The sequence below is a fragment of the Stenotrophomonas sp. RS-48 genome (assembly GCF_030053245.1).
GTDB classification, from domain to species: domain Bacteria; phylum Pseudomonadota; class Gammaproteobacteria; order Xanthomonadales; family Xanthomonadaceae; genus Stenotrophomonas; species Stenotrophomonas maltophilia_P.
The window spans coordinates 1-20,300 of the sequence record NZ_JASGBV010000068.1; the positions used below are offsets into that span (position 1 = coordinate 1).

Sequence of the window (20,300 nt, forward strand, 5' to 3'; positions counted from 1 at the left end):
GGCTCACCACGATCTGGGTAGCACCCAGAACCAGCGACTGCATCAGCACGCTGCCGTGCCCGTCCGGATGCAGGAACTGCGGCAGCAGGGACAGGTACATCACCGCGATCTTCGGGTTCAGCAGATTGGTCAGAAAGCCCATCGCAAACAATCTGCGTGGGGTGTCCTGCGGCAGGTCGCGCACCGCGAACGGCGAGCGGCCACCGGGTTTGAGCGCCTGCCAGGCCAGGTACAGCAGGTAGAACGCCCCCCCGATGCGCAGCGCGTCGTAGGCGAACGGCACCGTCATCAGCAGGGCGGTGATGCCCAGCGCCGCGCACAGCATGTAGAACACGAAACCCAGCACCACCCCACCCAGCGAGACCAGGCCGGCGCGGCGGCCCTGGCAGATCGAGCGCGAGACCAGGTAGATCATGTTCGGCCCGGGCGTGAGCACCATGCCCAGCGAGATGAGGGCGAACGCCAGCAGATCGGAGGTCGCGGGCATGGGCAGTCCTGGCAGTGGGCGTGGCGCAGTGTAGCGCTGCCTGTACGGGGCCTGGCTTAACATTGCCGCACCCCACACCGAAGCCCTACCCATGACCCCGATCCCTGAAACCGTGCCACCGATCGAAGTGCGCATGGCCGAAATCGTCTTTCCCAACCATACCAACCATATGGGCACGCTGTTTGGTGGCCAGGCGCTGGCGTGGATGGACAAGGCCGCCTTCCTCGCCGCCGCCCGCTACTCGCGCCGCACCGTGGTGACCGCGCGCAGCGACCAGGTCGACTTCAAGCTGCCGATCCGCATCGGCCAGATGGTGGAAACGATCGGCCGCATCGTCGAGGTCGGCCGCAGCTCGATGAAGGTCGAGGTGGAACTGATTGCCGAAGACCTGCACAGCGGCGAGCGCAGGCTCTGCACCCGCGGCCACTTCGTGATGATCGCGCTGGACGAGGCGGGCCAGCCGATCGCGGTGCCGCCGCTGCCGGCGCCCTGAGCCGGCGCTTGTGGGGGCGCCGTGCTGCCCCCATCTGGGTGGCATGACCCCGCCGCTGACCGACTTCATCGACCGCGCCCAGCGCCTGTTCGTGCTGACCGGCGCTGGCTGCAGCACGGCCTCGGGAATCCCCGATTACCGGGATACCGATGGCCAATGGAAACGCACGCCGCCGGTCACCTACCAGGCATTCATGGGCGAGGCCGCCACCCGCCAGCGCTACTGGGCACGCAGCCTGCTGGGCTGGCCGCGCTTCGGCCTGGCCCAGCCCAACGGCACCCACCAGGCGCTGGCCGCGCTGGAGAAGCAAGGCAAGGTGCAGTTGCTGCTGACCCAGAACGTGGATTGCCTGCACCAGCGCGCCGGCAGCCGGAACGTGATCGACCTGCATGGGCGGCTGGACCTGGTGCGCTGCATGGGCTGCGAGCGCCGCAGCGGTCGCCAGGCGTTCCAGCAGCGCCTGCTGGACGCCAATCCCGGCTGGGACACGCTCGAGGCCGGCATCGCCCCCGACGGCGACGCTGATCTGGAGACCGATTTTTCCTCCTTCGTGGTGCCCGACTGTCCGTCCTGTGGCGGCCTGCTGAAGCCGGACGTGGTGTTCTTCGGCGAGAACGTGCCGCGTGAACGCGTGGCGGCAGTGCATGAGCACCTGCAGCATGCCGATGCCGTGCTGGTGGTGGGGTCCTCGCTGATGGTCTATTCCGGCTTCCGTTTCGTGCAGGCCGCAGCAAAGGCCGGATTGCCGGTGGCTGCCGTGAACCGTGGCCGCACCCGTGCCGACGACCTGCTGCAGTTCAAGGACGAGCGCGATTGCGCTGAAGCGCTGGCCGGGTTCGTCATCGGGTAGCGCCAGGCCATGCCCGGCGAGCATGCAGCGCCACCGCGAAACAGCGATCCATCCACATGGTTGATTCGCCGCCCTTGCAGCGGTGCAATACGCACCCCCCTCTGCCCGTCCCTGCACCCCTCGTGAGCCAGCTGTTCTCGCCGATCACCTTCGGCCGCCTGACCCTGTCCAACCGCATCGTCATCGCGCCGATGTGCCAGTATTCCGCCGAAGACGGGCGCGCCAGCGACTGGCATGCCATGCATCTGGGCAACCTGGCGCAATCCGGTGCCGGCCTGCTGATCCTGGAAGCGACGGCGGTTGAGCCGCGTGGACGCATCAGCTGGGCCGACCTCGGCCTGTGGGATGACGGTACCGAAGCTGCGCTGGCACACGTGCTGGCCAGCGTGCGGCGCTGGTCGCCGATGCCGCTGGGCATCCAGCTGGGCCATGCCGGCCGCAAGGCCTCGGTACAGCGTCCCTGGGACGGCGGTGGCCAGCTGCCGGCCGATGATGCACGTGGCTGGACCACGGTGGCGCCGTCAGCGCTGCCGTTCCATGCTGCCGATCCCGCGCCGCAGGAACTGGATGAGGCGGGCATCGCGGGAATCGTTGCTGCCTTCGCCGCCAGCGCGGTGCGCGCCGAACGCCTGGGCTTCGAACTGATCGAAGTGCATGCCGCGCACGGCTATCTGCTGCACCAGTTCCTGTCACCGCTGAGCAACCGGCGCACCGATGGCTACGGGGGTTCGCTGCCCAATCGCCTGCGCCTGCTGGTAGAGGTATTCGATGCCGTGCGCGCGGCAGTGTCCGACAAGGTGGCCGTCGGCGTGCGCATCTCCGCCAGCGACTGGGTCGACGGTGGCTGGGATCTGCTGCAGAGCGAAGCGCTGTCCCAGGTGCTGGACGCGCGTGGCTGCGATTTCCTGCACGTCTCCAGCGGCGGCCTGGATGAGCGCCAGAAGATCAGCGTCGGGCCGGGCTACCAGGTGCCGTTCGCGGCCGCGATCAAGGCCAAGGTGCGCATGCCGGTCATCGCGGTGGGGATGATCACCGAACCGGAGCAGGCCGAATCGATCCTGCGTCATCGCCACGCCGATGCCATCGCCCTGGCCCGCGGCATCCTCTACGACCCGCGCTGGCCCTGGCACGCGGCAGCCGCGCTGGGCGACAGCGTGGTGCCGGCCGCGCAGTACCTGCGCTGCGAGCCGCGTGAGGCACGCGGCGTGTTCACCCCGCGCTGAAGGTCATGCCCGCCAGGCCGGCGGCAGGCCGGCCTGCAGGTGATCGAACAGCGCACGGATCCTGGCGGTGAAGTCGCGGCGGTCGCTGACGCAGAAATAGACCTCCATCGGTTCCGGGCGCCATGCGCTGTCCGCGCCGAACACCGCCTGCAACCGGCCATCGCGCAGAAAGGGATCGGCCACGAAGGCCGCCAGCCGGGTGATGCCGGCACCGGCCGCGGCCAGTTCGGCCAGCGCGTCGATGTCATCGCACACCATGCCGGGCGGCAGCGGCGCATCCGCGCGCTGGTCGCCCTTGCGCAGGCCCCAGCGCAGAGGCCGCCCATCGGTGGGGAAACGATGCAGCACACCCCGATGGCCGCGCAGATCGGACGGCTCCTGTGGCCAGCCATGCGCCTGCAGGTAGGCAGGCGAGGCGCAGAAGACGAAGGGAATGCGTGCCAGCGGCCGCGCCACGACGCCGTCCTCCAGCTGCGCATCGATGCGGATGCTGGCATCGACCGCCTCCGGACCATGCTGCACGGCCCGGTCGGACAGCCGCAGTTCCAGCTGCAGCTGCGGATAGCGTTGCTGCAGTGAAGGCAGCAGGGGCGCCAGCACGTGGCGGCCGAACGCGCGGCTGCTGGCGATGCGCAATGGCCCGGCCGGCTCGATGTCACCGCTGGTGACCAGGGCCTGCGCCCGCGCCAGATCGGTTTCGATGTGGCGCACCTGCGCCAGGTACAGCGCACCGGCCTCGCTCAGCGCCAGCTGGCGCGTGCTGCGGTTCAGCAGGCGCACGCCCAGGTGTGCCTCCAGGCGATGGATGTTCTGGCCGACGGCGGTGGCGCTGATGCCAAGGCTGCGGGCCGCAGCGGCAATACTGCCGGTGTCTGCGGTGCGGGTGAAGCTGCGGATCAGCTGCAACAGGTTCATGACCCGCCAGCGTGCCACGAAAGCCCGCCACGATCACTTGGAACTGTCCGAAGTGGTTCGTTGCATCGGTGACAATGGATCACGCGGGCGGGGTGCTGCCCTACACTTGCAGGATGCGACCCGATTCCATCCTCACCCTGTCCTGCCCCGACCGTACCGGCATCGTCTACCGCGTGTCGGGCCTGTTGTTCGATCATGGCTGCAACATCCTCGACGCCCAGCAGTTCGGCGACGAGGAAAGCGGCCGGTTCTTCCTGCGCGTGCATTTCGACCGCGACGCCAGCCTGCCCCTGGACACGGTACATGCGTCCATGGCGGCACTGGCCCGCGAGTTCGGCATGGACTGGCAGCTGCAGGACGGTCGGCGTCGTGCGCGCCTGCTGGTGCTGGTCAGCAAGCAGGGCCACTGCCTGAATGACCTGCTTTTCCGTGCGCACAGCGGGCAGCTGAAAGTGGATATCGCGGCAGTGGTGTCCAACCATGCCGATTTCGCACCGCTGGCTGCGTCCTACGGCGTGCCGTTCCACCATCTGCCGGTGAACGCGGATACGCGTGCGGTGCAGGAGCAGCAGATCATCGATCTGGTCGAACACGAGCGTATCGACCTGGTGGTGCTGGCGCGCTACATGCAGATTCTTTCACCCACCCTGTGCCGCGCGCTGGCCGGCCGGGCGATCAACATCCATCACAGCTTCCTGCCCAGCTTCAAGGGCGCGCAGCCCTATCACCAGGCGCACGCGCGCGGGGTCAAGATCATCGGCGCCACCGCGCACTATGTCACCGAGGATCTGGACGAAGGTCCGATCATCGAACAGGACGTGGCCCGGGTCGATCATGCGATGACGCCGCGCGACCTGGTACGCCTGGGCAGCGATACCGAATCGCAGGTGCTGGCGCGTGCCGTGCGCCGCCATGTGGAGCACCGCATCCTGCTCAACGGGCACCGCACGGTGGTGTTCCGCTGATACCTGCCCGGCCGGACGTGCGTCAGAGGATCCCGATCCCCGCAGTGCCCAGTGCTTCGCGCACCATCCCGTCGTTGGCCTCGGTCACCGGCCGGGTCAGGTCCCAGAGGAATTTCACCCTGAAGCCAGACGTGGCTGCGTCCTGCGCGCTCCACAGCACGCAGTAGTCGCGGGCCAGGCCACAGACGTGCACCTCGTCGATGCCGCGCTCATGCAGCCAGCCGGCCAGGCCGGTGGCGGGGCGCCCGCCATCGGGGCCGTGGTTCTCGCGGAAGGCGCTGTAGGAATCCACCTGCTGGCGGGTGCCCTTGCGCAGGATCAGGTCGGCCATGTTCCAGTCCACCTGCGGATGCAGGGCGGCACCGGCGCTGCCCTGCACGCAGTGGTCCGGCCACAGGGTCTGCGGTTGCGCATGCAGCAGGATCGTTTCGAACGGACGATGGCCGGGGTGCTGGCTGGCGAACGAAGCATGGTCCGCGGGATGCCAGTCCTGGGTGGCCACTACGGTGCGGTAGCGGCGCTGCGCCAGCAGCTGCGCGATCGGCGCGACCAGCGCATCGCCACGGTCGCAGGCCAGCGCGCCCCCGGGCATGAAGTCCGGCTGCAGATCGATCACCAGCAGGGCGACAGTGGCGGGCAGGGTGGGCATGGACGTTCCAGCGCGGCGGAAGAGGCGACCAGCGTGGCCGCCCCCTCGCCACACGTCAATCGCCCTGCGGCGTTTCGTTGTCCTGGCCGTAATACAGCAGCCCGATCCGGATCCGCTCGCGGCCGGTCTCCCGGCGGTGCCGGTTGGCATCGCGCAGCGAGTACACGCAGCCACAGTACTCCTGCTGGTAGAACCGCTCGCGCTTGCTGATCTCGATCATGCGGCTGGCACCACCGCCCTTGCGCCAGTTGTAATCCCAGTACTGCAGGCCCTCGTAGCGCGCCGCGGCGCGGATGCCGCAGTCATTGATCTGCGCCATGTTCTTCCAGCGCGAGATGCCCAGCGACGAGCTGATGGTGTCGTAGCCGTGCTCATGCGCGTACAGCGCCGTGCGCTCGAAGCGCATGTCGAAGCACATCGTGCAGCGGATGCCGCGCTCGGGTTCGTTCTCCATGCCGCGCGCGCGGCTGAACCAGTTGTCGGTGTCGTAGTCGCAGTCGATGAAGGGGATGCCATGCTGCTCGGCGAAGCGGATGTTCTCCTGCTTGCGAAGCTCGTATTCCTTCACCGGATGGATGTTGGGGTTGTAGAAGAAGATCGCGTAGTCGATCCCGGAGGCGGTGATCGCCTCCATCACTTCGCCGGAGCAGGGCGCACAGCACGAATGCAGCAGCAGGCGCTTGCCGTCGGCGGGCAGGGACAGGGTGGGGCGTTGGAGCTCGGTCATCATCAGGTACCGCACGGACCGCCGGCAACGGCGGCGGCCCGTGCATCGGGGTGGAGAGACAGGTCAGGCGACGCGGGCGTCGGTGTGCTCGGCACGCAGTTCCACTGCGGCGGCAACCAGTGCCTGCAGTGCAGCGCGGGTTTCCGGCCAGCCACGGGTCTTCAGCCCGCAGTCCGGGTTGACCCACAGCTGCTCCGGCTTCAGCACGGCCAGCGCCTTGCGCAGCAGGTCCACCATCTCCGCCTTGTCCGGCACGCGCGGGGAGTGGATGTCATACACGCCCGGGCCGATCTCGTTGGGATAGTTGAACTTCACGAAGGCATCCAGCAGTTCCATGCGCGAGCGCGAGGTCTCGATCGAGATCACGTCCGCGTCCATCGCTGCGACCGAGTGGATGATGTCGTTGAACTCCGAATAGCACATGTGGGTGTGGATCTGGGTGGCATCGCGCACGCCGCTGGTACTGATGCGGAACGATTCCACCGCCCAGTCCAGGTAGGCGCGCCAGTGGGCACGGCGCAACGGCAACCCCTCGCGGATGGCCGGCTCGTCCACCTGGATCACGCCGATGCCGGCTGCTTCCAGGTCCTGCACTTCGTCCCGCAGGGCCAGCGCGATCTGCCGACAGGTCACAGCGCGTTCCTGGTCGTCGCGCACGAACGACCACTGCAGTACCGTCACCGGACCGGTCAGCATGCCCTTCATCGGCTTGTCGGTGAGCGATTGCGCGTAACTGGACCAGCGCACCGTCATCGGCTGCGGGCGGCTGACGTCGCCGAAGATCACCGGTGGCTTGACGCAGCGCGAGCCATAGCTCTGCACCCAGCCGTTGCCGGTAAAGGCGAAGCCTTCCAGCTGCTCGCCGAAGTACTCGACCATGTCGTTGCGCTCGAATTCGCCGTGGACCAGCACGTCCAGGCCCAGCGCTTCCTGCACGCGTACCGCATGCGCGGTCTGCTGTTCCAGGAAGGCCTCGTACTCGGCCAGGCCCAGCTTGCCGGACTTGTGCCGGGCGCGTGCCTCGCGCACCTCCAGCGTCTGCGGGAAGGAACCGATCGTGGTGGTGGGCAGCAGCGGCAGCTGCAGCGCCGCATGCTGTGCGATGCGGCGCTGCGGGTAGGCGGTGTGCCGCTGCGCATCGGCCACGGTCAGCGCGGCCAGGCGTGCGGCCACGGCCGGGTTGTGCACGCGTGGCGAGCGACGACGGCCCTCCAGTGCAGCGCGGTTGGCAGCCAGGCCCGCTTCCGCATCCGCCCTGCCATCGAGCGCGTCGGCCAGCAGGCGCAGTTCCTGAAGCTTCTGCCGGGAGAACGCCAGCCAGCCCTTCAGTTCGTCATCAAGCTTCTTTTCCAGCGCAAGATCCACGGGCGTGTGCAGCAGGGAACAGGACGGTGCCAGCCAGAGCCGGTCGGCGCCGCGGTCCACCTGGGCAAACCGGGCCAGGATCAGTGCGTTGTCCAGATGGGTGCGCCAGATGTTGCGGCCGTTGACCAGGCCGGCCGACAGCACGCGCTCGGCCGGCAGCGCCTTCAGCACGGCGTCCAGCTGCTCCGGCGCGCGCACCAGGTCCACGTGCAGTCCGTCCACCGGCAGGCCGGTGGCCAACGCCAGGTTGTCCTCGAGCGCACCGAAATAGGTCGCGACCAGCAGTTTCGGACGCCGTGCCGTGGCCAACCGGGCATAGGCGCGCTCATAGGCTGCCTGCGCATCGGCGTCGAGATCCTGCACCAGCAGCGGCTCATCCAGCTGCACCCAATCCGCACCGGCGTCGGCCAGCTGGCCGAGCAGCTGCACATAGGCCGGCAGCAGCGCATCCAGCAGGTCCAGCGCGGTGCTGCCGTCGGTGGTCTTGGACAGCAGCAGGAAGCTCACCGGCCCCAGCAGCACCGGACGGGTATGGATGCCCAGCGCCCTGGCCTCGTTGAACTCCGCCAGCGGCTTGTCACCGCGCAGGGCGAAGGCCTGGTCCGCGTGCAGTTCCGGCACCAGATAGTGATAGTTGGTGTCGAACCACTTGGTCATCTCCAGCGCGCGCAGGTCGATGCCATCGCGCTGCAGGCCACGGGCCGTGGCGAAGTAGGCGGCCAGTGGATCGTGCGCGGCCAGTTCGCGGTAGCGTTCGGGAATGGCATCGAACAGCCATGCGGTGTCGAGCACCTGGTCGTACAGGCTGAAGTCGTTGCTCGGCGGTACATCGACGCCGGCCTCGATCTGCAGCTGCCAGTGCCGGGCACGCAGCGCCGCGGCGGTGGCCTGCAGGGTGGCGGCGTCGTCCTCGCCGGCCCAGTGGCGTTCGAGCGCCCGCTTCAGTTCGCGCTTGGCGCCGATGCGGGGAAAGCCCAGGTTGGTAACAGTGGTCATTGCAGCGTGTCCTCATTGCATGTCGGCATTGAGGAACGAAGGAACCGCAGGACGACGCGTGCCGTTGCCGGCCCACGGGCGTCTTGCCAGCGACCTTCGCCCCCGCGGGCGAACCGGATGCCGTGAAAAGGACGCACGTGGCCGCGCACCCTGCAGGCGCAGGACGACGACGGCCCCGGCAACCTCCCCGCGGAGATTCCAGGTCGAGTCAGAGGACGGTCGTGTCCCCCGGCCGGGGCCGGTATTCGGGCTGTTGGACGCGGGCCGCAGCCCACCTACTACCTGCCGCTTCCCAGGCGCGAGCCCAGTGCTGTTGGCAGGATTCGTTTCCATTCACCGCTGCGGGGCAGCTCCGGAATGGGCGCGCGAAGCGCCTTCACCGGATTCCCGTTTAAATTCATCCCTTCATTCGCATGAAGAGATGAATACCTTCGGCGTGCACAAGGTAGGCCGGTTGGCAGCAATGGTCAAGGCCCGGCATCACACCACCGGGATGTGGCACCTTTCTCAGGCAGTGAGAGGCCGGCTTGCGATACTGGCAACCGACGGACGGGAGGTGACGTGTGGCGGCGAAGTACTGCGATCTGGTCATGAAAGGTGGCATCACCAGCGGCATCGTGTACCCCAATGCGGTACTGGCGCTGGCGCGCGAGTATCGCTTCAAGAGCATCGGTGGCACCTCGGCAGGCGCCATCGCCGCCGCGGTGGCGGCGGCGGCGGCCTATGGTGATCGCCGCCAGCAGGCGGGCGAGCCGCTGCCCGGCGATGCCGGGTACGGTGGATTGTCGGCGGTGTCGGCGCAGCTGTCGCGGCGCGGGTTCATCTACGGTCTGTTCCAGCCGGCGCGCGGCGCGCGTGCAGCCTATCGGCTGCTGGTGGTGCTGACCGGCAATGCAGGCTGGCCCCGCAAGCTGCTGTGCCTGGCCATCGCCGTGTTCCAGATCGCGCCGCTGGAAGTGCTGGTGTCGCTGGCATTGCTGCTCGCGCTGGGCGCGTGGGGCGGCGGCTGGAGTGGAGTGGCGGCAACATTGCTGCCGTCCCTGCTGTGCGCCTACGGCGCTGGCGTGGCCGGGGCCGCGCTGCGGGTCGCGCGGGTGGCACGACGCAATCTGCTGGGCCTGTGCAGCGGCCTCGGCAGCGACGCGCGCCGGCCGGCGTTGACGGAATGGCTGCACGGCTGCCTGCAGCAGCTGTCAGGCAAGCCGGCCGATGTGCCGCTTACCTTTGCCGACCTGCACGATGCGCCGCGCTATGCCGACGAGCCGGACAGCCCGCATGCCATCACCCTGCAGATGATCACCACCTGCGTATCGCACAACGAACCCCGCACGCTGCCGCTGGGCGGCGCGCAGTTCTGGTTCCTGCGCGAAGAGTTCGACCAGCTGTTCCCGGCCAGCGTGGTGCAGTGGCTGGTCAACCATGCGGGTCCGCCGCTGGGCGTGGATGGACGACTCTATTACCGCCTGCCGCAGGGGCCGCAGCTGCCGGTACTGGTGGCAACGCGGATGAGCCTGAGTTTCCCGTTGCTGATCAGCGCAGTGCCGCTGCATGAGCCCTCGCGCCGCGAGCGCCGCTGTGAGCCTGGAGCGACCGCCTCCGATCCGGAACACAACGTGGCCGACAGCATGGAGGGGCTGACCAGTGCCGGCCAGGCCTGCGGCCCGGTGATCACCGCCTTCCGGATCTGCTGGTTCTCCGATGGGGGCATCAGCAGCAACTTCCCGATCCATCTGTTCGACGCGGCGCTTCCGCGCTGGCCGACCTTCGCCATCAACCTGGTCTATCCGCAGCATGCGGAGGAGGTCAGCTCCGGCGGCAATGCACGGCAGGCGCTGGAGCGATCGGTGTTCCTGCCCAGCGAAAACCGTCATGGCTGGCAACGCACCTACCAGTCCATCGCCGCACCGGTGGCCGCCGGCGAGCTCGGCCGTTTCCTGTTCGCGGTGGTGGCAACCATGCAGAACTGGCGCGACCTGCTGCAGGCGCGTGCTCCGGGCTATCGCGACCGCATCGTGCACGTGACCCTGCAGGGTGATGAGGGCGGCATGAACCTGGACATGCCGCAGGAGGTGCTGACCCGCATCGCCGACAAGGGCAGCCTGGCCGGTGCGCGCTTCTGCGCGTTCTCCTTCGAGAATCACTACTGGATCCGCTGGCGCAACCTGGCCTCGGCCTACCAGCGTTACACGCTGGAAGTGGCGCGTACCGACGATCCCGCGCAGCAGGTGCTGGCCTATCGGGCGGCGTACACGATGGTGGCTGCCGGCGTGCCGTCGCCACCGTCGTACAAGCTGGGCTCGGAGGACAAGCGGCTGGCGTCACAGCAGTTGTGGGGGCTGATGGTGGAGCAGGGCCGCAGCTGGGAGGATCTTGGCCCGGACCTCACCGACGGCGCACCACGGCCGCTGCCGCAGATGAAGGTGACGCCGATCTACTGACCGCTGCCGCAGCCGATTGAACTGTTCCGGCGGGTGCCGACCTTGTCTGGTGGGTGCCGACCTTGGTCGGCACGATCTGATCCCTGCGGTGGCTCATCGCCAGGGTTCGTGTCGACCAAGGTCGACACCCACCAGGGCAATGCGTCGTTCTGACAGCTTGCGGAGATCTGTCGAAGGCGGGGTGGGTCCGGTTGCGGGGGCGTGAGCGCCATGGATGGCGCGACCGAGGCTACATGGACGTACTTGCGCCGTCCCCCGCAACCGGACCCGCCCCGCCATCCCACGGAATTCCAGCTTTTGCCGTTGCCGTTGCTTCGGCCTGTGCAGGTGCAGGGCGCAGCCCTGCCGAACCAACCCTATCGCCCCGGTAACTGCGCGAACGCGCGCTGCATGCAGTCCTCGCGTGGGCACACCCGGCAACCCGGGCCGATCGACACCGAATTGCCGGGGCTCTGCACATCCAGCCCCAGCGAATACACCAGCCGCTCGGCATGCTGCAGGTCGCAGCCCAGCGCCACTGCGAAAGTCTTGCGTGGTTGGCCGTGACCAACCGGGCCGCTGCTGACCTGCCGGGCCAGCCAGAAGTGGCGCCGCCCATCGGGCATGCGCGCGGTCTGGGTCAGGATGCGGCCGGGCTGGTTGAACGCCTCGTAGACGATCCACAGCGGGCATGAGCCACCCACCTGCGAGAAGTGGAAGTCGGTGGCCGAGTGACGCTTGGAGACGTTGCCGGCGCGGTCCACACGGATGAAGAAGAACGGCAGGCCGGGCGCGCTGCGGCGGGCCAGCGTGCTCAGCCGGTGGCAGACTGCTTCGAAGCCGACACCGAACTGGTGCGCCAGCAGCTCGATGTCGTAGCTGCTGGCTTCGGCCGCACGCAGGAAGCGCAGGTAGGGCATTACCAGGGCCCCGGCGAAATAGTTCGACAGGCCGATGCGCGCCTGCGCGATGCGCGCCTCGTCGCTGAATCCGGCGCGGGCAATCACCGCATCGATCTGCGGCAGGTAGCCATGCAGTGCCAGTTCGGCGGCCATCTGGAAGGCCTGCTGGCCCGGCTCCAGGTAGTCCGGCAGCCACAGCCGGCGGGCACCGGCATCGTAGTGGCGCTTCTCGCGCCCGGCCTGCAAGGCAGTCACTTCCACCAGCACGCCGTGGCGATCGGCCAGCAACTGGCGCAGGCGCGGGGCGACGTGCCCCGGCGACAGTCCCCATTCGGCGAATAACCGCTCGGCCAGCTCATCCAGCTCCGGGATGTGGTTGTGCATGCGGTTGAAGAACTCGCGCACCTGGTCGCCCGCCGGCAGGGTGCTGCCGGCACCGGGTTCGCCCAGCTGGAACTCCAGTGCGGCGGCATGTTCCCGCAACGCCAGGTGGCGGCGATGCAGGTCCAGCAGCGCCCGGCTCACCTGCGGCAGGTTGCCGGCCAGTGCCCGCAGCTCGGTGGCACTGACGTCGGCCAGCCCCAGGTCCCGCAGGGTTTCGGCCAATGATTCCTGCAATGCCGCGGGTTCATCCTCGTCGAACAGGGCGGAAACGTCGCCCAACACCTCCCCCAGCTTCTTCTGCACGGCGGGCGTCAACGGGCGCTTGTTGCGCTCGATCTGGTTCAGGTAGCTGGCAGACAGGCCCAGGGCGCGGGCCAGGTCGATCTGGCTGTAGCCGCGCTGCTCGCGCAGGCGCAGCAGGCGCAGGCCCAGCTGGCGCTGTGAGGATGGTAGATTCACAGAATTAACAGGAATCGTGAGGGGTGTTGGCCAGATTAAGCGGATTCAGGCCGGAAATCGAGGCGGCGGCTGTGAATAATGCCAAGCATCTTTCGCACCCCTGGATGTCGTCATGACTGTTGCAGCGCCCCGTATCCGCATGCTGATCGATGGCCAGTTCGTCGAATCGGCGACCTCCCACTGGCAGGACGTGATCAACCCGGCCACCCAGGACGTGCTGGCCCAGGTCCCGTTCGCCACCACCGCTGAAGTGGACGCTGCCGTGGCCGCCGCCAAGGAAGCGTTCAAGACCTGGCGCAAGACCCCGATCGGCACCCGTGCGCGCATCTTCCTGAAGTACCAGCAGCTGATCCGCGAGAACATGAGCGAGCTGGCGCACATCCTCACTGCCGAACAGGGCAAGACCCTGCCGGATGCCGAAGGCGATGTGTTCCGCGGCCTGGAAGTGGTCGAGCACGCCGCCGCCATCGGCAACCTGCAGCTGGGCGAGCTGGCCAACAACGTGGCCAATGGCGTGGATACCTACACGATCATGCAGCCGCTGGGCGTGTGCGCCGGCATCACCCCGTTCAACTTCCCGGCGATGATTCCGCTGTGGATGTTCCCGATGGCCATCGCCACCGGCAACACCTTCATTCTCAAGCCGTCCGAGCAGGACCCGATGGTCACCATGCGCCTGGTTGAACTGGCGCTGGAAGCCGGCATTCCGAAGGGCGTGCTGAATGTGGTCCACGGTGGCGAGGAAGTGGTCAACGCGATTTGCGACCACCCGGACATCAAGGCGGTCTCCTTCGTGGGTTCCACCCGCGTGGGTACCCACGTGTACAACCGTGCGTCGCTGGCCGGCAAGCGCGTGCAGTGCATGATGGGCGCCAAGAACCACGCCGTGGTGCTGCCGGATGCCAACAAGGAGCAGACCCTCAATGCGATGGTCGGTGCCGCCTTCGGTGCCGCCGGCCAGCGCTGCATGGCGGCCTCTACGCTGGTGCTGGTGGGTGAAGCGCGCGGCTGGGTGCAGGATCTGGTGGCCAAGGCCAAGACCCTGAAGGTCAGCGGTGGCACCGTGTCCGGTACCGATGTCGGCCCGGTGATTTCCTGCAGCGCGCGCGAGCGCGTGGAAGGCCTGATCGCCTCGGGCGTGGAGCAGGGCGCGCAGCTGGTGCTCGACGGCCGCAATCCGCAGGTCGATGGCTTCGAGAAGGGCAACTTCGTCGGCCCGACCATCTTTGCCGGTGTCACCACCGACATGCGCATCTACCAGGAAGAAATCTTCGGGCCGGTGCTGGTGATCCTGGAAGCGGAAACGCTGGAAGACGCCATCGCGATGGTCAACAGCAACCCGAACGGCAACGGCACCGCACTGTTCACCCAGTCCGGCGCCGCCGCGCGCAGGTTCCAGGAAGACATCGACGTCGGCCAGGTCGGCATCAACGTGCCGATCCCGGTGCCGGTGCCGCTGTTCTCCTTCACCGGTTCGCGCGCCTCCAAGCTGGGTGACCTGGGCCCGTACGGCAAGCAGGTGGTGCTGTTCTACACCCAGACCAAGACCGTCACCGCGCGCTGGTTCGATGACGAGACGCTGAGCCACGGCGTCAACACCACGATCAGCCTGAAGTAACGGCAGGAGCAGCCATGAGCCACTCGATGACGACGGAACTGGAAGAAGCGCAGCAGGCCTACCGCGAGGCCGCCCGCGACTTCGCACTGGCCGAACTGGCGCCGCACGCCGCGCGATGGGATGCGGAGGGCATCTTTCCGCGCGAGGCGATCGCCAAGGCCGGTGAACTGGGCTTCTGCGGTCTGTACATGGACCCGGAAGTGGGCGGGAGCGGCCTGAGCCGGCTGGACGCCGCCGTCGTCATCGAGGAGCTCGCCAGTGTCGACCCCTCGACGGCGGCCTACATCAGCATCCACAACATGGCCTCGTGGATGGTGTCCAAGTGGGGTCAGCCGGCACTGCGCGATGCGTGGGGCAACGATCTGGCGGCGGGCATCAAGCTGGCCTCGTACTGCCTGACCGAACCGGGCGCCGGTTCCGATGCGGCCTCGCTGAAAACCACCGCCGTGCGCGATGGCGACCACTTCGTGCTGAACGGCGCCAAGGCCTTCATCTCCGGCGCCGGCGCCACCGAACTGCTGGTGGTGATGGCGCGCACCGGCGGTGCCGGTGCCGGCGGCGTCAGCGCCATCGCGGTGCCGTCGGACCTGCCGGGCATCAGCTTCGGCCGCAAGGAAGAGAAGATGGGCTGGAACAGCCAGCCCACCCGTGGCATCACCTTCGAGAACGTCCGCGTGCCGGTCAGCCACCTTCTGGGAGAGGAAGGCGGTGGCTTCAAGCTGGCGATGAAGGGACTCGATGGCGGCCGCATCAACATCGCCGCCTGTTCGCTGGGTGCCGCGCAGGGCGCGCTGGATGCCGCACGCCGCTACATGGGCGAGCGTCGCCAGTTCGGCAAGGCGCTGGCCGAGTTCCAGGCACTGCAGTTCAAGCTGGCCGACATGGTCACCCAGCTGGTGGCCGCCCGGCAGATGGTGCATACCGCCGCGCGCAAGCTCGATGCCGGCGCCAGCGACGCCAACGTGTGGTGCGCAATGGCCAAGCGCTTCGCCACCGATGCCGGTTTCACTGTCTGCAACGAAGCGCTGCAGATCCACGGCGGCTACGGCTACATCCGCGAATACCCGATCGAACGCCTGCTGCGTGACTGCCGCGTGCACCAGATCCTGGAAGGCACCAACGAGATCATGCGGGTGATCGTTGCCCGTCACCTGCTCAACACCGAAGAGGAACTGCGATGAAGGATTGGCGTACCCAGGAGCACGTGGGCCTGAAGGTCGAGGCCGATGGCCACACCGCCGTGGTCACCCTGCACAACCCGCCGGCGCATACCTGGACCGTGCACAGCCTGTCCGCGCTGCGCGACCTGGTGGCTGCGCTCAATGCGGACCGCGACATCTACGCGCTGGTGATCACCGGTGACGGCGAAAAGTTCTTCTCCGCCGGCGCAGATCTGAACCAGTTCGCCTCCGGCGACAAGGCCGCCGCGCGCGAGGCCGCACGCCGCTTCGGCGAAGCCTTCGAGGCGCTGTCCGGCTTCCGCGGCGTGTCGATCGCCGCAATCAACGGCTATGCGATGGGCGGCGGGCTGGAATGCGCGCTGGCCTGCGACCTGCGCATCATCGAAGACCACGCCCAGGTCGCGCTGCCGGAGGCCACCGTCGGCCTGCTGCCGTGCGCCGGTGGTACCCAGAACCTGCCACGGCTGGTGGGCGAGGGCTGGGCCAAGCGCATGATCCTGCTGGGCGAGCGCATCAATGCCGAGACCGCGCTGCGCATCGGCCTGGCCGAGGAGAAGGTCGGCAAGGGCGAGTCCAAGGCGCTGGCGCTGGAATGGGCGAAGAAGGCCGGCAAGCAGAGCCCGACCAGCATCGCGGCCTGCAAGACGCTGGTGCAGTCCACCCGCACCGGCACCCACGCCTCGGCGCTGGTGGCCGAACGCGAGGCCTTCGTCGATCTGTTCGATACCGCCGACCAGGTCGAGGGCGTGAACGCCTTCCTGGAAAAGCGCGCCGCGCAGTGGAAGAACGCATGACCACGGTCGCCGACGAAGCGCCGGTCCTGTTCGAAGAGCGCGTGGCCGGCAATGGCGCGCGCATCGGCATCGCCACGCTGAACGCGCCGCGCACGCTCAATGGCTTCTCGCTGCCGATGGCGCACCTGCTGCTGAAGCAACTCAATGCCTGGGCCGACGACGACGGCATCGCGATGGTGGTGCTGCAGGGCGCCGGTGAAAAGGCGTTCTGCGCCGGCGGTGACCTGCACAGCCTGTACCAGAGCATGCGTGCATTCCGCGAGGCCGGCCGCAGCGATATCCGCGACAACGACTACGCGGCCGAGTTCTTCGACGTCGAGTACCGCGTGGATTACCTCATCCACACCTATGCCAAGCCGATCCTGTGCTGGGGCCATGGCATCGTCATGGGAGGGGGCATCGGCCTGATGTCCGGTGCCAGCCACCGCGTGGTCAGCGAGCGCTCCAAGCTCGCGTTCCCGGAGATCACCGTCGGTCTGTTCCCGGACGTGGGTGGCAGCTGGCTGCTGCCGCGCGTGCCGGGCAAGGGTGGCCTGTTCCTGGCCTTGACCGGTGCACTGCTCAACCCGGGCGATGCGATCTATGCCGGCCTGGCCGACGTGCACGTGGCCGAAGCGCGCCGCAGCGATGTGTTCGATGCACTGCTGCAGGTGGCCTGGTCGCGCGACGCCGCGAGCAACCACGAGCGCCTGGGCCACCTGCTGCAATCGTATGCCAGCGATGCCGCGACCGGTCCGCTGCTGGCCAACGCGGCGAAGGTCGACGCACTGTGCGACGGCGATGACCTCGATGCCATCGTCGAAGGCATCGCCCACCTGCAGACCGAGGATGCCTGGCTGCAGGCCGCCCAGAAGACCCTCGCGGCCGGCGCGCCCGGTTCGGCGCGGCTGGCGTTCGAGCTGCAGCGCCGCAGCGCGGGCCAGGATCTGGCTGCGGTCTACCGCCTGGAATACATCGTCGCCCTGCACTGCGCTGCCCACGGCGATTTCGCCGAAGGCATCCGTGCGCTGCTGATCGACAAGGACCGCACGCCGTCGTGGAACCCGGCCACGCTGGCCGAAGCCAGCGCCCTGTGGGCCGATACGTTCTTCGCTTCGCCCTGGGCCGATGCCGCGCATCCGCTGGCCGACCTGGGTACCCCTGCCGCTGAAAGGAGCCTGGCATGAGCCGCATTGCATTCATTGGGTTGGGCAACATGGGTGGCCCGATGGCCGCCAATCTGGTCAAGAACGGCCACACCGTGCGCGTGTTCGATCTGGTGCCGGCCGCCGTGCAGGCCGCCGTCGACGCCGGTGCCGGTGCCGCGTCGTCAGCACGTGACACCCTGGCCGACGCCGAGGTGGTGATCTCGATGCTGCCGGCCAGTCGCCACGTCGAAGGCCTGTACCTCGGCGATGACGGCATTCTCGCCGCGATTCCGGCCGGCGCGCTGGTCATCGATTGCAGCACGATCGCTCCGGCCAGCGCCCGCAAGGTGTCCGAAGCGGCGGCCGCACGCGGCCTGCAGATGATCGATGCGCCGGTTTCCGGCGGCACGGCCGGTGCCCAGGCCGGCACCCTCACCTTCATCGTCGGTGGTGAGGAGGATGCACTGGAGCGTGCGCGCCCGGTGCTGCAGGCGATGGGCAGGAACATCTTCCACGTTGGCGCCAGTGGTGCCGGCCAGGTGGCCAAGCTGTGCAACAACATGGCGCTGGGCGTGATCATGGCCGTCACCGGCGAGGCCATCGCACTGGGTGTGGCGCACGGTCTGGACCCGAAGGTGCTGTCGCAGATGATGGCGGTGAGCACCGGCCGCAGCTGGGCCACCGAAGTGTGCAATCCGTGGCCGGGCGTGCTGGAGAATGCGCCGGCCTCGCGTGGCTACAGCGGCGGCTTCGGCAGCGACCTGATGCTCAAGGACATGGGCCTGGCAGTGGAAGCGGCGATGAGTGTCGGCGCCTCGATCCCGCTGGGTGAAGTGGCCCGCAACCTGTATTCGATGAATCATCAGGCCGGGCGCGGCAAGCTGGATTTCTCCAGCGTCGTACAGCTCATCACCAGCGAGAAGTAAGCGAATGCGTCCCCGGCCGCGTGCCGGGGCCCACCCGGGGTGGGATGGGCGGATGCCTGGTTTCGACCGGCATCCGCCCATTTTTTTGCGCTTGGAGCCCCGGGGTCAGATCCCTTTCGCAACGCGAAAGGGATCTGACCCCATTTAGCCGCTGGGGTCAGAGCCCTTTGCCGTTGCAAAGGGATCCGACCCCGCCTCCATCAGGCGACGATCAGCGTCACGTCGATGTTGCCGCGGGTGGCATTCGAGTACGGGCACACGACGTGCGCCTTCTGCACAAGCGCTTCAACCTGCTCGCGCGGCACGCCCGGCACGTTGATGGTCAGCTCGGCCTCGATGCCGAAGCCGGTCGGGATCTGGCCGATGCCCACCTTGCCGGTCACGGTGGTGTCAGCCGGCAGCGCGACCTTGGCCTGGCCGGCCACGAACTTCAGCGCGCCCAGGAAGCAGGCCGAGTAGCCGGCGGCGAACAGCTGCTCCGGGTTGGTGCCCGGGCCGCCCGCGCCGCCCAGCTCGCGCGGGGTCGACAGCTGGATGTCGAGCACGTTGTCGGAGGAGACGGAACGGCCTTCGCGGCCGCCGGTGGAGGTCGCCTGGGCGGTGTACAGAACCTTTTCGATGGACATCGGGATGCTCCTGGTCAGTGGGAGGTAGTGCGTTGAAGCCTACTTTGCCCGCTTTCCAAGGACGATGGGTGACAGACCGTCTGAGAAATTTGACCGATCGTCCTGCCTGTCTAGATCGTCCATTCCCGATCGGTGGTGAACATGATCGTCAGCCACCGGTCCGGCGAGGCTTCGCCCAGTGCATCGCCGATCTCGTCACGCAGTTGGTCCCACTCCCGCAGGGGCCGCGGCGGATCATCGGCCGGGACCACGAAGAACAGCTCGATCTGCTCGCCACGTCCCACCTGCGCCACATAGCTGCGGTGTTCGACGAAGCCATGCCTGGCGACGATCGTGCGCGCCACCGCGTCCACGTGGGCCTGCAGCTCCGGTGGGGTCACCAGCAGGATGCCGGCCAATGCCCGCCGCACCGTGCCCAGCGGCGCGATCATCACCAGTACGCAGACGAAGGCGAGGATGGCCGGGTCGATGTACGGCCCGATCCAGTCCCACGCAGTGCCACGCACCAGCGCGCCGCCCAGGAAGGCGACCAGATAACAGGCCGACATGCTGGCCGCGATCATCCAGTTTTTCGCGTCCAGCGCGATGAACTCCGAACCGATGCGGCGGTTGGCGCGCAGCACGAACACGCCCAGCGCTGCCTCGGCCAGCAGGGACAGCGCGGCGAAGATCATCGCCGGCCCCAGCGCGATGTGGCGGCCGCCGGACATCAGCGCGTCCACGGCATTGACCAGTGCATACAGCGCCGCACCGATCATCAGCGTGCCGCTCACGCCCAGCACGATCGGTTCCAGGTGCCAGAAGCCCATTGTGAAGCGCTGGTTGAGGCGCGACTGCAGCGCATCGGTACTGGTCGACAGCGCGATCAGGCGCGCGACCAGCAGCGACAGCCAGGTCATCACCACATCGATCAGCCCGTAGATGCCATCGAAGATGATGAGCGAGGAATTGGCCAGCAGGCCGAACACCACCGCAGTCAGCGCCAGCAGCAGTGCGCCGGCGATCGACAGGCGCAGCACGCCCTGCTCGGTGGTGGGGTCGAAGAAGTGCGGGCGATCGGTAGCCATGACCCGATTGTAGAGCGGAGCCATGCTCCGCTGCGTCTGGCGGCCGACCGCGCTACCTTCATGCAGCCGCTTCCCGTAGACTGCGCCCCTCCCACGTACCGACACCCGCCTGCAGTGATCACGCCACCC

General features: G+C 67.8%; 18 protein-coding genes and 1 riboswitch. Of the genes, 10 read left to right on the forward strand and 8 right to left on the reverse strand.

The features are described 5' to 3' along the window. Nucleotides 1-487: LysE family translocator (locus tag QMZ25_RS13060; protein ID WP_283219745.1), on the reverse strand; the 487-nt coding region annotated here is incomplete at its 3' end. Between the two features lie 91 nt (nt 488-578). Here QMZ25_RS13060 and QMZ25_RS13065 point away from each other — a divergent pair. From QMZ25_RS13065 to QMZ25_RS13075, 3 genes are all read left to right on the forward strand, one after another. Continuing rightward, complete coding sequence (locus QMZ25_RS13065; protein ID WP_053518579.1) at nt 579-980, forward strand: acyl-CoA thioesterase; 402 nt, start codon at nt 579-581, stop codon at nt 978-980. A gap of 43 nt (nt 981-1,023) precedes the next feature. Then, nucleotides 1,024-1,830 carry an NAD-dependent protein deacetylase gene (locus tag QMZ25_RS13070; RefSeq protein WP_283219746.1) on the forward strand — a complete coding sequence of 269 codons (807 nt, stop codon included), beginning with the start codon at nt 1,024-1,026 and terminating at the stop codon, nt 1,828-1,830. Nucleotides 1,831-1,952: 122 nt separating this feature from the next. Then, complete coding sequence (locus tag QMZ25_RS13075) at nt 1,953-3,053, forward strand: NADH:flavin oxidoreductase/NADH oxidase (protein ID WP_080375304.1); 1,101 nt, start codon at nt 1,953-1,955, stop codon at nt 3,051-3,053. Between the two features lie 3 nt (nt 3,054-3,056). Here QMZ25_RS13075 and QMZ25_RS13080 read toward each other — a convergent pair whose 3' ends face one another. After that, nucleotides 3,057-3,968 carry a LysR family transcriptional regulator gene (locus tag QMZ25_RS13080; RefSeq protein ID WP_111186534.1) on the reverse strand — a complete coding sequence of 304 codons (912 nt, stop codon included), beginning with the start codon at nt 3,966-3,968 and terminating at the stop codon, nt 3,057-3,059. A 113-nt stretch (nt 3,969-4,081) separates the two neighbouring features. Here QMZ25_RS13080 and purU point away from each other — a divergent pair, with 113 nt between their 5' ends. Beyond that, nucleotides 4,082-4,933: a formyltetrahydrofolate deformylase gene (gene purU, locus QMZ25_RS13085; protein ID WP_053518573.1), complete on the forward strand. Its 852-nt coding sequence runs from the start codon at nt 4,082-4,084 to the stop codon at nt 4,931-4,933. Between the two features lie 22 nt (nt 4,934-4,955). On the opposite strand, the gene pncA is transcribed toward purU, so the two are convergent. The 3 genes from pncA to metE form a co-directional block, all read right to left on the reverse strand. Then, nucleotides 4,956-5,582: a bifunctional nicotinamidase/pyrazinamidase gene (gene pncA / locus QMZ25_RS13090; RefSeq protein WP_065174191.1), complete on the reverse strand. Its 627-nt coding sequence runs from the start codon at nt 5,580-5,582 to the stop codon at nt 4,956-4,958. A 55-nt stretch (nt 5,583-5,637) separates the two neighbouring features. Next, nucleotides 5,638-6,309, reverse strand: a complete 672-nt coding sequence (locus QMZ25_RS13095) for an epoxyqueuosine reductase QueH (protein ID WP_065174192.1) — start codon at nt 6,307-6,309, stop codon at nt 5,638-5,640. 63 nt (nt 6,310-6,372) lie between these two features. After that, on the reverse strand, nt 6,373-8,670 hold the full coding sequence (gene metE / locus QMZ25_RS13100; protein WP_283219747.1) for a 5-methyltetrahydropteroyltriglutamate--homocysteine S-methyltransferase: 2,298 nt from the start codon (nt 8,668-8,670) through the stop codon (nt 6,373-6,375). Nucleotides 8,671-8,888: 218 nt separating this feature from the next. After that, a riboswitch (cobalamin riboswitch) is annotated at nt 8,889-9,118 on the reverse strand. Between the two features lie 142 nt (nt 9,119-9,260). Here metE and QMZ25_RS13105 point away from each other — a divergent pair. Beyond that, nucleotides 9,261-11,108, forward strand: coding sequence for a patatin-like phospholipase family protein (locus tag QMZ25_RS13105; protein WP_164972340.1), 1,848 nt, complete (start codon nt 9,261-9,263; stop codon nt 11,106-11,108). Between the two features lie 356 nt (nt 11,109-11,464). Here QMZ25_RS13105 and QMZ25_RS13110 read toward each other — a convergent pair whose 3' ends face one another. Then, nucleotides 11,465-12,832 (reverse strand): short-chain fatty acyl-CoA regulator family protein, encoded by a 1,368-nt coding sequence (locus tag QMZ25_RS13110; protein WP_053520141.1) that lies wholly within the window; start codon nt 12,830-12,832, stop codon nt 11,465-11,467. A 112-nt stretch (nt 12,833-12,944) separates the two neighbouring features. Here QMZ25_RS13110 and QMZ25_RS13115 point away from each other — a divergent pair, with 112 nt between their 5' ends. Genes QMZ25_RS13115 through mmsB form a run of 5 tightly spaced genes read left to right on the forward strand, consistent with a single transcriptional unit; the run spans nt 12,945 to nt 18,478 of the window. Next, the gene (locus tag QMZ25_RS13115) at nt 12,945-14,450 is read left to right on the forward strand and encodes a CoA-acylating methylmalonate-semialdehyde dehydrogenase (RefSeq protein ID WP_053520140.1); all 1,506 of its coding nucleotides are present in this window, start codon (nt 12,945-12,947) and stop codon (nt 14,448-14,450) included. A gap of 14 nt (nt 14,451-14,464) precedes the next feature. Further along, nucleotides 14,465-15,631 (forward strand): acyl-CoA dehydrogenase family protein, encoded by a 1,167-nt coding sequence (locus tag QMZ25_RS13120; RefSeq protein ID WP_065174194.1) that lies wholly within the window; start codon nt 14,465-14,467, stop codon nt 15,629-15,631. After that, a complete protein-coding gene (locus QMZ25_RS13125) occupies nt 15,628-16,425 on the forward strand; it encodes an enoyl-CoA hydratase (protein ID WP_053520138.1) in 798 nt (265 codons plus the stop codon). The genes QMZ25_RS13120 and QMZ25_RS13125 overlap by 4 nt, the downstream gene beginning before the upstream one ends. Then, entirely contained in the window at nt 16,422-17,591 is a 1,170-nt protein-coding gene (locus QMZ25_RS13130; RefSeq protein WP_065174195.1) for an enoyl-CoA hydratase/isomerase family protein, read from the forward strand. Before QMZ25_RS13125 ends, QMZ25_RS13130 begins: the two co-directional genes overlap by 4 nt. Next, nucleotides 17,588-18,478 (forward strand): 3-hydroxyisobutyrate dehydrogenase, encoded by an 891-nt coding sequence (gene mmsB, locus QMZ25_RS13135; protein ID WP_065174196.1) that lies wholly within the window; start codon nt 17,588-17,590, stop codon nt 18,476-18,478. Before QMZ25_RS13130 ends, mmsB begins: the two co-directional genes overlap by 4 nt. A 200-nt stretch (nt 18,479-18,678) precedes the next feature. Here mmsB and QMZ25_RS13140 read toward each other — a convergent pair whose 3' ends face one another. After that, nucleotides 18,679-19,104, reverse strand: a complete 426-nt coding sequence (locus QMZ25_RS13140; protein ID WP_065182033.1) for an organic hydroperoxide resistance protein — start codon at nt 19,102-19,104, stop codon at nt 18,679-18,681. Nucleotides 19,105-19,214: 110 nt separating this feature from the next. Next, nucleotides 19,215-20,195, reverse strand: a complete 981-nt coding sequence (locus QMZ25_RS13145) for a cation transporter (protein WP_283219748.1) — start codon at nt 20,193-20,195, stop codon at nt 19,215-19,217. Nucleotides 20,196-20,300 lie beyond the last annotated feature (105 nt).